The organism is Kribbella sp. NPDC051137 (assembly GCF_040682535.1).
Lineage (GTDB): Bacteria > Actinomycetota > Actinomycetes > Propionibacteriales > Kribbellaceae > Kribbella > Kribbella karoonensis.
Genome location: NZ_JBFBBI010000002.1, coordinates 594,521 through 607,134 on the forward strand (window position 1 = coordinate 594,521; position 12,614 = coordinate 607,134).

Consider the following 12,614-nt stretch of genomic DNA (forward strand, 5'->3'; position numbering starts at 1 on the left):
TACACCAGGTCGCGTGAGTGTTGGAATCAGAGACACGCGCGGGCAATCGGAGCGTGCTTGCAAACTGTCGGCGCAGGGATCTAGGATCCCTAGATGTAGTGGTTACAAGGGTGTAATTTTCCACAGGTAGTGGTTAGTTGCACACAGGTTCTACACAGGTTGTCCCCAGGCTGATCCACATGCCATCCCCAGGATGGCCCACGGGAGGAAGTGATCCGTCGTGCACTGTCCGTATTGCCGGCATGCCGACTCCCGGGTTGTCGACAGCAGGGTGGCCGAGGACGGCGGAGCGATCCGCCGCCGGCGGCAGTGCCCGGTCTGCGAGAAGCGTTTCACCACCGTCGAGCAGATGCAGCTCACGGTCGTGAAGCGCTCCGGCGCGACCGAGCCGTTCAGCCGCGAGAAGGTCATCAACGGGGTCGGCAAGGCGTGCAAGGGCCGGCCGGTGAACGCCGACCAACTCGCGCGGCTCGGCCAGAAGGTGGAGGACGCGCTCAAGGGCGGCGGCTCGCCGGAGGTTCCCGCGCACGAGGTCGGACTCGCGATCCTCGGGCCGCTGCGAGAGCTGGACGAGGTCGCGTACCTGCGGTTCGCGAGCGTTTACCGGCAGTTCGAGTCGGCCGACGACTTCGAGACCGAGATCGCGCTGCTGCGGGCCGAGAAGGAGCCGCAGGGCACTGAGCCGCCCCAGCCGGCCCAACAGACATAAACCGGGGGAACGGAAGTAGTTCCAGGTAGCACCCAGCAACACTCAACGGGGCGGTCCCGACAGACCGCGGTAGCAGACACAGGGCGAGGAGCAACCATGACAGAGACGGTGACCGGCCACTCGGGGTCGACCAAGAGGTCGGCGGCCGGGTTCCGCGGGCGGAAGAACGCCCCCGCGGGACTCACCATCGAGCGCGTCTTCAGCACCGAGGGCATCCACCCGTACGACGAGGTGACGTGGGAGCGTCGCGACGTCGTGCAGCAGAACTGGAAGACCGGTGAGACGGTCTTCGAGCAGCGCGGAGTCGAGTTCCCCGACTTCTGGAGCGTGAACGCCTCGACCATCGTCACCACGAAGTACTTCCGTGGTGCGGTCAGCCACGACAACCGCGAGTGGAGCCTCAAGCAGCTGCTCGACCGGGTCGTGAAGACCTACCGCAAGGCCGGCGAGGAGCACGGGTACTTCACCACGCCGCAGGACGCGGAGGTGTTCGAGCAGGAGCTCACCTGGCTGCTCCTGCACCAGTACTTCAGCTTCAACTCGCCGGTCTGGTTCAACGTCGGCACGTCCTCGCCGCAGCAGGTGTCGGCCTGCTTCATCCTCGCCGTGGACGACTCGATGGAGTCGATCCTGAACTGGTACAAGGAAGAGGGCCTGATCTTCAAGGGCGGCTCCGGCGCCGGCCTGAACCTGTCCCGGATCCGCTCGTCGAAGGAACTGCTCCAGTCCTCCGGCGGTACCGCGTCGGGCCCGGTCAGCTTCATGCGCGGCGCGGACGCGTCGGCCGGGACCATCAAGTCCGGCGGCGCCACCCGGCGGGCCGCGAAGATGGTCGTGCTGGACGTCGACCACCCCGACATCGAGGAGTTCGTCGACACCAAGATGCGCGAGGAGGAGAAGATCCGGGTCCTGCGGGACGCGGGCTTCGACATGGACCTCGGCGGTCGCGACATCGCCTCCGTGCAGTACCAGAACGCGAACAACTCGGTCCGGGTCTCCGACGAGTTCATGCGTGCGGTCGAGGAGAAGGGCGAGTTCGGGCTGCGCGCGCGGCTCGACAACTCGGTGATCGAGACCGTCGACGCACGGCAGCTGTTCGACAAGATCGCCCAGGCCGCGTGGGCCTGCGCGGACCCGGGCCTGCAGTACGACGACACCATCAACGACTGGCACACGACGCCGGAGACGGGCCGGATCACCGCGTCCAACCCGTGCTCGGAGTACATGCACCTGGACAACTCGTCCTGCAACCTGGCCTCGCTGAACCTGATGAAGTTCCTCCGCGACGACGACCTCTTCGACTCGGAGAAGTTCGTCAAGGCGGTCGAGCTGATCATCACCGCGATGGACATCTCGATCTGCTTCGCGGACTTCCCGACCGAGGCGATCGGCGCCACCACCCGGGCGTACCGGCAGCTCGGCATCGGGTACGCGAACCTCGGCGCGCTGCTGATGGCGACCGGGCACGCGTACGACTCCGACGGTGGTCGCGCACTGGCGGGCGCTATCACCTCGCTGATGACCGGTACGTCGTACAAGCGGTCCGCCGAGCTGGCCGGCGTCGTCGGCGCGTACGACGGCTTCGAGCGGAACAAGGACGCGCACACCCGGGTGATGCGCAAGCACGCCGCGGCGAACGACGCGATCCCCACCATCCACGAGATCGACAAGGACGTCCAGCAGCACGCCACCGCGGCGTGGGAGGGCGTGCTGAAGATCGGCGCCAAGAACGGCTGGCGGAACGCGCAGGCCTCGGTGCTCGCGCCGACCGGCACCATCGGCTTCATGATGGACTGCGACACCACCGGGATCGAGCCGGACTTCTCGCTGGTCAAGTTCAAGAAGCTGGTCGGCGGCGGCTCCATGCAGATCGTGAACACCACGGTCCCGCGGGCGCTGCGGCAGTACGGCTACACCGAGGAGACCATCGAGGCGATCGTCGAGTACATCGCCGAGAACGGCCACGTCGTCGACGCTCCCGGCCTGAAGCCTGAGCACTACGAGATCTTCGACACCGCGATGGGTGAGCGGGCCATCAAGCCGATGGGCCACGTGCGGATGATGGCGGCCGCGCAGCCGTTCCTGTCCGGCGCGATCTCGAAGACCGTGAACCTGCCGGAGACCGCGACGGTCGAGGAGATCGCCGACGTCTACTTCCAGGGCTGGAAGCTCGGCCTGAAGGCGCTCGCGGTGTACCGCGACAACTGCAAGGTCGGCCAGCCGCTGGCGGACGCGAAGGCGAAGAAGGCCGCCGAAGCCGCTTCGGCGGAGACCGAGGCCGTCGCGGAGAAGGTCGTCGAGAAGATCATCGAGTACCGGCCGACTCGCAAGCGCCTGCCGAAGTCGCGGCCGTCGCGGACCACGTCGTTCACCGTCGGCGGCGCCGAGGGCTACATGACCGCCGGCTCCTACCCGGACGACGGTCTCGGCGAGGTCTTCCTGAAGATGGGCAAGCAGGGTTCGACGCTCGCCGGTGTGATGGACGCGTTCTCGATCGCGATCTCGATCGCCCTGCAGCACGGCGTACCGCTGGAGACCTACGTCCAGAAGTTCACCAACCTGAAGTTCGAGCCGGCCGGTCTGACCGACGACCCGGACGTCCGGATGGCGCAGTCGATCATGGACTACATCTTCCGCCGCCTGGCCCTGGACTACCTGCCGTTCGACGAGCGGGCCGCGCTGGGCATCTACTCGGCGGAGGAGCGGTCCCGGCAGCTCGACACCGGTTCGTACGAGCCGGCCCCGGTCGAGGTGTCCGAGGCCGAGTCCCTGAAGACCGTGGAGCCGGTCGCGGACGCCGTCGAGGCGGTCGAGAAGCCGGCCGACGCGGTCGCCGCCAAGCCGGTCAGGGGCGAGGCCCACACGACCGCGGAGATGCTGGAGCTGATCACCGGTACGTCGGTCGACGCCCCGCTCTGCTTCACCTGCGGCACGAAGATGCGCCCCAGCGGCTCCTGCTACGTCTGCGAAGGCTGCGGCAGCACCTCCGGCTGCAGCTGACCAGCAACTGAAAGCACTACGGCCCCCGGGACTTCCCACTTCCCCCGGGGGCCGCGGTGCGTCTGGTGGCCTGCCCGGTCGGAGTCCGCCGCCGGCTCCCCCGTGCCGCCCACACCGGACTGAGCTGCACCACCGGTTCTGTGCTGGGTTTTGTGACTCAGTGTGACTGTCGGTGCCTTGCTTATCCGTGGCTTTCTTCGACGTACGCTGCCCCGCCACCCTGGGCCGATCACGGTCCGCACCCGCGGTTTCCGGCCGTACGACGTACGGCCGTCTCACCCCGGCGATACCCCCGCGCGAACTGTCGGGGCTGTGGTTCATGATGGGTTCCGCGGGGCGTGAGGATTTGCTGAAAAGCGTTGGAGGGGTGGGCTTATGAAGAACCGGCTGATCACTCTGGTGGACCTCGGTCTGGACAGTTCGTTCGACGCGTCGATGACCTTCGTGCAGGGCATCACCGGCAACATCAACGCCGGCTGGGACCGCCCGTACCTCGACGTGAACTTCGTCCGCACCCGGGACCACGAGACCGCCTTCTCAGCCCTCACCACCCCCTCGACGGTCCTGCACGTGATGGCACACGGTGACCACAGCGAGGAGCCGTCCTTCCTCTCCACCGACGGCGAGACCCAGGTCTCGCTGAAGTCCCTGGCCGACTGGTTCCTCGACCACCAGTGGGGTATCGCCAGCGGCGTCGTGATCGCCGACGGCTGCAAGACCGGCATCGGCAAGTGGCAACGTGCGATCCGCGACTGCATCCAGGACGACATCACCTACATCGGCACCAGCACCGTCATCGGCTGGTACGAAGCCACCGTCTTCTGCTCCGCCTTCTACGGCGCCCTGGTCCGCAACCGCGGCCTCGGCCGCACCCCCGCCGAGCAAGGCTGGGACGCCGCCAACCGAGCCATCCGCGCCTACGAAACCCTCACCGACAAACCCTGCCCCTACAAGCCCGTCCTTCTCACCCCCTCCCGCCAAGCCCTCCGCTCCCTCACCGGCTGACCCCCGACACGCATCGGCCCGCCACTGTGAGTGATCTGTGTGAGGCTTTCCGTGGCGAAACTGACGGTTCGGTGGTCTGGCGGGGGCGACGATGGCTGATGCATGGCACTACTCGTTCAGTGACCTGATCGGGGCGGACCTCTGGCGAGGACTTCTCGCGCGTGGATCGCTCCGCAGTTTCCACCCCGGTCGCACGATTCTCCGTCAAGGTGAGCCAGGTGGCTTCGTCTACGCGCTCGAGCACGGCCGCGTCAAGCTCCTTGCCCGTGCTGAGGACGGTGCCCGGCTGATGCTCACAGTCCGCGGCAGCGGTCATCTGATCGGTGAGCTGGCCGGCGACGAGTCCGGTCGTCGTACTGCAGGCGTGGTAACTATCGACCGCTGTACCGCGCATTATCTCTCGCGTCCGATCTTCGATCGCTTCATCGACGATCATCACTTGCGCGTCGCTCTGGAGCAGTACCAGCGGATCAAGTTCGACCAGGCGGTACACCGCCAGGTCGACCTTGCCCACCGACCGGCGGTACGGCGCATCGCGCGGCTCTTGTATGACGTCGTCCGCGCGGCGCCTGCGGGTCTGCCGGACGCAGAACGTATCCCGTTCACCCAGGAGGAGCTGTCGGGCTCGTTGGGTATGGCCCGCAGCACTGTCGCCGAGCAGCTCGGCAAGCTTCGTGCGGCCGGGGCGCTCACCCCTGGGCCGCAGCTCGTCGTCGCGAACCTCGAGCGGCTCGGCGAGCTCGCCGGTCTCTGATGCGGCGTGGCTCAGCTCACGCCCGCGCTGTCCGATTCCGGACAAACAGGCCAATCCGATCCCGGAACTCTGGTGTCACCGAAGACGCCGACCACCTTGGAGGTTGCTCTCATGACCACTCCACAGCACCCGGGCCCAGGAGTCAGCCCGCTGCCGCCGTACCGCTCGATGCTGGTCGTCGACATGAAGGACTACAGTGGCGCGCCGGGCCGGCAACATGCATGCGCATCTGAACGCCGTCATCCCAGAGATCCTGCAGAGTGCCTTTGCCCGCTGCGCGCTTGAAACCCTCTGGACGGAGATCTCCTTCGCCGACTCGACTGGCGACGGCTATACCATCGGCCTCCCTGCAGAACGACTCCCGTTCCTCCTCAATCCCTTCCTCGGCTCCTTGCAAGACGAACTCACCGACCGCAGCCGAACGTTGGTCGCCGCCGGGTTGTCGCCGATCCGCATGCGGGTGAGCGTCAGCGTCGGACCTGTGACCGACTCCGGCGCGAACGGGGTGTCGGACGGCGCCGGAGCGGCTCGCGTCGAGTTGCACCGGCTCCTCGACAGTGGCCCAGTACGCGATCTGCTCACCAGGTCAGGGGACGTGACTCGCGTTGCGGCGATCGTCTCGGCGCGAGCATTCGAAGACGCCGTCCTCACCGGCTACACCGAGGAGAGCCCCGAGCTGTACGTCGCCGCGCCGGTGAAGGTGAAGCGATACCAGGGTGAGGCGTATCTCCGGGTGCCGGTGCCGTCGGGTGACTTGCTCACCAGGGGGTTCCGCACAGGCCCCGAGTCGACCCGCGGCGGCAAGAAAGCCTCCGGCGAATCGTCGTCACCTGTCGCTCCCGTTGCGGGGCAGGCCGTCGACCGGAGTCGGAACCGAAGAGGCGGTATCGGGGCGATCAGCGGCACCGTGCATTCGATCATCACCGATCCGACCGGGCCGATCAACACGGGGTCGGGACAGATCTACAACAACGGTCCGCAGGACTTTCGCGAGGACCGATAGCCGTGGAGAGCCCAATAGATTCAGAGGATCAGTACGCCGGTCTGGGCAGGGAACTGCTGGTCCGGCACGGCGGACTCGGCGATCTGAGTGGCGACGTGGGCACCGTGCTGACGGATGCTCAGGGAAATGTGAATGCGGGCAGTGGCGTGCAGGTGAACTTCCACGTGCTGGAACGGTCGGGGTCGATGCGTGTTCGGCAGCCGCTCGGTGTCAAAGGAGTCTTCGGAGGTGTCGAGTTCCTGCATCGTGTGTTCGTCCGGCCACCTGGATTTGAGACGCTGCAGGAGCGCTTGCGTCAGCCAGGCAACACGGTCGTTCTCATTGGTCCTCCGGGCTGCGGACGCAGGGCAACTGCGCAGATGCTGCTGTGCCCTAGTGTCGATGATGTCCAGCCTCTGCGATTCCTGAGCAGCGCCGACCTGGTAGGAGACGAGCGGCTCTCTGCGGAGGACGTCTCCGAGGTCGACCGGCTACTGCTGGACATCTCAGATCTCGACTTCGAGAGCTTCGCAGAATGTCAGGTTGAGCTGGTGAACTGTGCCGCTATCGTCAACCAGCAGCGCGCCAGCCTAGTGATTCTGCTGCCGGACCAGTCGTACCGGCTGCTGCACGACGACCTGCAAAGCCTCCGTATGCGGATCGACTATCCCGACCGCTGGCAGGTTCTCGACTCACACCTGAGCAACGAATACCGGCTCGAACTCAAGCGCTCGTCGATTTCCTCGGAGGTACTGGCCCGCCTGAATCACTTGGCGCTTCGGGACGTCGCTCGCGTTGCGGAGTACCTCGACGAAACCCGCGGCCAGGGCTTGAATGCCGAAGAGTGGGTCAGCGGTGCGCTCACCGGACTCCAAGACCATGAGAAGACGATTGCCACCTTGCTGGGTCGGTTGCAGACCGTGGAGGACCGTACGCTGCTGCTCACCGCTGCCATGCTGGAGACGAGCAGTCTCGAGTCGGTCTACTTCGCTGAGCGCCAACTGCAAACCGCGCTCGGATATGAGCCGCCGAGCGAACAGCATCGACTCGCTCAGCCCGGGATTGCTGACCGTGTCCGTGCCGTGGGCGGCGAGCTGAAGGTGTTCGAGGGAACAGTCCGCTTCGATCGGCCCGCGCTCGGAACAGCGCTCCTGGACTACTTCTGGGACGGCTATCCCGACCTTCGGAAGCAGTTCGCCCAGTGGGTGTCGACCTCGCATACCTGGACGAGTACAGACGGACAGGATCGGGCTGCCGTCGCCAAAAGGTTCGCCGCGCAGACGGTGCGTACCCTGCAGATGGCAGACCTGTATGGGCTGGTGGAGAATTGGGCAGGTACAGGCCGCGACGAGCAGCGACGACTGGCCGTTGGCATGATGACCCAGATTCTGCTGGACGATCGCAGCGGCCCGCTGGCGCGGCAACAGCTTTACAACTGGGCGTACGGTCCGAAACTGTCGGCTCCGCTCGGCCAGATCATCATCCAGCTCTGCCGGCATGTCGTGGCGGCGAGCCATCTGAAGCAGGCGCTGATTCGGTTGCGCTGGCTCGCGGATCACGATGCGATTCGCGAAGCCGCATGCGTCGCGATCATCGGACTGTGCAGCGAGGATCGGGCGCTTGAACTCTTCGCCCACGTCCTGACCGACCGCGATCGCTTCGATCCCGAACTGTGCCGACGTGTACTCGCGCCGGAGCGGCTTGCGGCGCGACGTGGCCAGCGTCCGGCCCTGTACGTCCCTCGGCTCCGACGCTCGGTCGTTGCGGCCTGGCGCCGTGCTGTCGAGCCGTGCCCGACCGATGAGTGGTGCCTTGATTGGCTGAATCAGCACGCGCTCGTCACTGCCGCCGGAGATCTGTCCGTTTCCTCCGCCCTTCGGGCGGCTCTGATCGACATCTGTGACCGAAAGATCGCGAGGCTGGCTCAGGTGTACACGGCCAACCAGCAGTGGCACCGACAGATCGCCACCCCGACGGCTGCGACTCGACAGGCGGCCTCAGCTGTTGAAGCAGCAGTCAGGCGCTCGATTGCCGACCTCGCAAACACCCCTCGACCTGCTTAAGGAACAAACGATGAGACTGACTAGGAAGTCCGTGATCGCGACAGCCGGGGTCATCGTGGGCGTGGAAGTGGTCGCCGCGATTCTCGGGTTGTCGGCCGGATGGCTCGTAGCCTTACTCGCGGTACTTCTCGTGGGAGCAGCTGTTGTGCTCCGCGAAGCCGCGATGACGCCGGCGCAGCCGGAACCAGTCGAGTCGCTGGTCGAGCCCGTGCGCGAGCCACAGTTGCCCTCATCACGCGCGGTCTATGACGCGCGGATCCAGAGTGCCGCGTCCGAGTATCAATTCAGCTTCTCCTGCACGGTGTACTGGAATCCGATCGAGCAACCCTCACGCACCGTGGATCTCGCGGCCACGGCGGTGGCCGCGGTGATGCGCCGTGCCCGGCAGGCACTGGCACTCATGGAGCCATCAGAGGGCGTTGCTGCCAAACAGGAGATCGCCATCGCACTGGGCCGCGCCGAATCCGACGATCGTCAGCAGGTGAGGGCATGGGCGGACAACGTCCAGGTTCGGTTGCCGGAGCATTTCGCGCCGCAAGCTGAGCTCCGGGCCGAGCTCCGGCGCCGCCAGGAGGTCAACAAGTTGGAACGGCAACTGGAGAAGGACTTTCGGGAGTACCTCTCCGAAGACGCGCTGGCGACACCTGGTTCCGCGACGGTCTGGTGGCTGTCGAAGAATCCCGATCAGATCGAGCAGTGTGTCGGTCTGTACCAGACACTACGGCGGCTCTCGGACGCCGCGCACGATCGGCTGCCGGCTGACCTGTTCGGGGATCGGTTCGCACTCAGCGGCCGCATGTCCGACGAGACGTCAGACGGATCGTTCGAGCGGCCTGAGGAGCCGTGGCGGGCTCGCGACGAGGATGCCGGACGGACGGTGCTGTTCGCCGTACCGGAGCGTCCAGAGGAAACTGAACCGCCGGCACGGCCAGGTTTCGCGGAGGCTGTCGAGGCACTGCTGGACGGCCTCGAACCGGCACAACGAAAACTCAAGGCTTTTGAGCTGGCGAATCTGGAAGCGGCGTTCGACAATCAGGACGGTGCTGAGGCGATCCGCACCAACTACGACGCGTTGCCTATAGCACAAGAACTCGATGAGCCGGTCTCCGCGCCACCAGTTGCTCCTGAGGAGACCGTCCCGGCCGGGACAACATCCGAGACCGCCGAAGCGTCCGAAGACGAGCCGCTTTCCGAGAGCTCCGACCCACAAGCAACCTACCGCGAGCAGTTCTACTCGGCCGGAGCATCGCCAGGGGTAACCCCGTCGACCACCGACGGGTGATCCGTCCGCCGGTTGCGGAGCCCCGGCCGGAGCACGCCCTGGTTGGGTTCCGCAGCAAGGCGGCACAGGTACGGCGGGGGCAGCCGACACGCGTGCGGCGGCTACGGGGCGTTAGGCGTGTGAAACTTTTGGTGGACTCGCCTGCGGTGAAGGAACGGCACGTATGAAGCTTCATCGGAACTCGCTCCTGGCCGCGGCTGGGATTGTGGTGGTGTTGTACGTCGTTTCGCTCGTGGCGGGGCTGCCTGCGTGGGCTGCTGTGGTGCTGATCGTCGTGTTGCTGGTGCTGCTCGCGGTGGTGTGGAAGCAGCCGGACGAGCCGAAGCCGGTTGTCGCGAAGCCGGCGCCGTCAGTGGTGTTGCCTGATGCGGAGCCGGTGTTTTCGGGGCCGCCGTCGCGGACGGTGGCGGATGTGCGGTTGCCCTCGGCGTCGCCCGACTTCCAGTTCAGTTTCTCGGCTGTGGTGCAGTGGTCGACGGTGTTGTCGGGGTCGCGGCACGCCGATCTCGGGGCGGTCGCGGTTGATGCGTTGCTGGATCGGGCGCGCTCGTTGACCGCGCGGCAGCAGGTGACCGAGGAGTCTCTCAACCAGCATCGGCTGGCGGCGCTGCTCGGTGAGCCTGCGTTGGACGAGAAGGGGCAGGTGCGGAGCTGGGCGACCGAGGTGCGGCTGCGGCTGCCCGATGCGGATCAGAAGCATCTGCAGCAGCTTGCGGCCCTGCATCGTCGTGAGCAGACCACGCTGATCGAACGGCGGATGGAGCAGGACAAGCGCGCCTATCTGAAGGACGACGTCTTCGCCACGCCCGGATCGGCCGCGGTCTGGTGGCTGGTGAACCACCCGGGCGAGGTCGAGACCGCCCTCGGACTGCTGGACACGTTGGCGGAACTGTCGGCCGCGGCGAACGACCTCCCCGGACGGCATGCCACCGCCGAGGAGATCGAACGCCCACGGCCGACCCGTGCCGAACTCGCCTTCAGCACGGCGGTCGAAGAACTCACCGGGCCGGCGCAGACCGCGGCGGACGCGAATGGCGCCACGGCGAGCCAGACGAACCCGGAGGCGGAGTCGCACCAGCGCCCGGTCCCGAGGAAGTACCGGGAGCAGTTCTTCACCGAGTAGGCCGGCCGGGCAGGCTGTCAGCAGGGTGGGCCCGCCGGGCCGGCGATCGATACGCATGGCTACTCGTCCAGCCAGCGGATCGTGGTGCGGCCGTTGTGTCCGTGGACGGTGAGCAGAGCGTCGATCCCGTCCTGCCAGACCGTCGTGGTCGGGTAGCAGCCGCCCCAGCGCAACGCGACGGTCCCGTCGCTCCACAGCACGCCCTCCGCGACGACGCCCGTACCGCTGACTCCGGACACGTCCTCGTGCCGGAACAGCTGGAAGCAGCGTGGGCCGGAGCGGTTCGTGATGCGTAGGTGACGCCGCTGGGCGGTGCGCTGCAGCGTCGCGGTTCGTCCGCTGGTCTCGTCCATGGCCCAAGTCAACGCGTTGCCGGCTACCCGCACCAGGAACTCAACCGGTATCCACAGCGCACAAATTCGGCCCACCGACGGTCACCGAATCGCCATATTCTCATTGCACGGAGTAATCGACCTGTGACGGGAGCCGAACGAATGACGATCATCGACGAGTGGACCGGCCGGCACGCCCACGCGCTGCGTACGGCGCTGCGGCTGACGAACGAAGCCTTCGCCGAGCGACTGGGCATCTCGCCGCGCACGCTGACCAAGTGGCGGGAGAGACCCGAGTCGGTGCCCAGTCCTTGCCTCCAACAGGCCCTCGACACCTACCTCCAGCAGGCGCCGCCGGACGCGCACCTCCGGTTCGCCGCCAACCTCGGGCTGGAGAACCGCCAGGTGCCGATCGACAACGCGGTACTGACCCAGCTGAACACCGCGCTCGGCGACCTGACGCGCGCCCTGGCGCGCCTGCAGCCGGACGGGCCGGAGTGACTACGCCTCGGGCGCGATGCCGACCAGGGCTGCGGCGGCGCAGATGTGGACCGGCGTCAGATCCGTGGGGGAGACGGGCGCCTGGAGGAGAGTGCCGCGTTCGTAGGGGGTGAGCGAGATGTCGATACCGGGGGCGCCGGCCACCAGACCGCGCACGTAGGTCAGCCAGCCCATCATCGGGATCCCGCGCCGGAAGACGCCGGCCGCGGCGGCCAGTTCCGTGTCGGCGATGCTGGCCCACTGAGGCTCCCAGATCGTGACGACCGCGCGGAGGATCTGGGCGAACCGTTCCGACTGCAGCAGGGCGTCTTCGTCGCTCCAGTGCAGGGTGAGCTGATCCGAGACGGTGGTCATCGTGCCACCCATCGACAGGTCGAACAGCCACGGCAGATCACCCGTGCTCTGCAGATGCAGCCGGGTCGTGCTCGTACCGTTCGCCAGGACCTTCGTCGTGGCCTCGACCATCTCCTGCAGCGGGGTCGACCCGTCCGCCTCGAGGACGTGGTATCCCCAGCGCTCGTCCTGCGTCCAGTTGTGGACGTCGGGGAACGCGACGGCGACCGCGGTCAGCGTGCGGCCGACGCGGAGTGCGCGGTGTTCGACGGACTCGTCACGGTGCGACCATTGGGCGCGGAGCAGCCAGGATGCCATTCACGCCCTCCGATCATGAGGCGGCCGGTTCGGCGGGGACTGAGGTGACGGTACGCCGTCATACGACCGCTTGACCAGAGCTCCGGCCCCTCGCTGCGCGCGGGCACGACGGCTCTCCGGAAAAGTCACCGGACCATACTGCTGCACCCCGAGGTCCGAGGTCTGCACCGGGGTCCGCTTTTGGTAATCACGTGTCGAAATCTGGACAAGTG

At 66.6% G+C, this 12,614-nt stretch carries 11 protein-coding genes; 9 read left to right on the forward strand and 2 right to left on the reverse strand.

Annotation, left to right across the window (positions count from 1 at the left end; translation table 11 throughout):
- Positions 1-220 precede the first annotated feature (220 nt).
- The 8 genes from nrdR to AB0M51_RS10360 all read left to right on the forward strand — a co-directional run bounded on the left by nrdR (position 221) and on the right by AB0M51_RS10360 (position 10,918).
- Entirely contained in the window at positions 221-709 is a 489-nt protein-coding gene (gene nrdR / locus AB0M51_RS10325; protein WP_209694268.1) for a transcriptional regulator NrdR, read from the forward strand.
- Positions 710-805: 96 nt separating this feature from the next.
- Positions 806-3,709: a vitamin B12-dependent ribonucleotide reductase gene (locus tag AB0M51_RS10330; RefSeq protein ID WP_344188062.1), complete on the forward strand. Its 2,904-nt coding sequence runs from the start codon at positions 806-808 to the stop codon at positions 3,707-3,709.
- 375 nt (positions 3,710-4,084) lie between these two features.
- Positions 4,085-4,714, forward strand: a complete 630-nt coding sequence (locus tag AB0M51_RS10335; RefSeq protein WP_344188061.1) for a hypothetical protein — start codon at positions 4,085-4,087, stop codon at positions 4,712-4,714.
- Between the two features lie 91 nt (positions 4,715-4,805).
- A complete protein-coding gene (locus AB0M51_RS10340; protein WP_363748834.1) occupies positions 4,806-5,468 on the forward strand; it encodes a Crp/Fnr family transcriptional regulator in 663 nt (220 codons plus the stop codon).
- A gap of 196 nt (positions 5,469-5,664) precedes the next feature.
- A complete protein-coding gene (locus tag AB0M51_RS10345) occupies positions 5,665-6,471 on the forward strand; it encodes a hypothetical protein (RefSeq protein ID WP_363748836.1) in 807 nt (268 codons plus the stop codon).
- Between the two features lie 95 nt (positions 6,472-6,566).
- Positions 6,567-8,513: a hypothetical protein gene (locus AB0M51_RS10350; protein WP_363748838.1), complete on the forward strand. Its 1,947-nt coding sequence runs from the start codon at positions 6,567-6,569 to the stop codon at positions 8,511-8,513.
- 31 nt (positions 8,514-8,544) lie between these two features.
- Positions 8,545-9,795: a hypothetical protein gene (locus AB0M51_RS10355; protein WP_363748840.1), complete on the forward strand. Its 1,251-nt coding sequence runs from the start codon at positions 8,545-8,547 to the stop codon at positions 9,793-9,795.
- A 163-nt stretch (positions 9,796-9,958) separates the two neighbouring features.
- Positions 9,959-10,918 (forward strand): hypothetical protein, encoded by a 960-nt coding sequence (locus tag AB0M51_RS10360; RefSeq protein ID WP_344188060.1) that lies wholly within the window; start codon positions 9,959-9,961, stop codon positions 10,916-10,918.
- 59 nt (positions 10,919-10,977) lie between these two features.
- On the opposite strand, the gene AB0M51_RS10365 is transcribed toward AB0M51_RS10360, so the two are convergent.
- Positions 10,978-11,271: a hypothetical protein gene (locus AB0M51_RS10365; RefSeq protein WP_344188059.1), complete on the reverse strand. Its 294-nt coding sequence runs from the start codon at positions 11,269-11,271 to the stop codon at positions 10,978-10,980.
- Between the two features lie 141 nt (positions 11,272-11,412).
- Between AB0M51_RS10365 and AB0M51_RS10370 the strand changes: the two genes are divergently transcribed.
- Positions 11,413-11,751, forward strand: coding sequence for a helix-turn-helix domain-containing protein (locus tag AB0M51_RS10370; protein WP_344188058.1), 339 nt, complete (start codon positions 11,413-11,415; stop codon positions 11,749-11,751).
- Here the strand turns inward: AB0M51_RS10370 and AB0M51_RS10375 are convergent, their stop codons facing one another.
- Positions 11,752-12,402, reverse strand: coding sequence for a hypothetical protein (locus AB0M51_RS10375; protein ID WP_344188057.1), 651 nt, complete (start codon positions 12,400-12,402; stop codon positions 11,752-11,754).
- Between the last annotated feature and the right edge of the window lie 212 nt (positions 12,403-12,614).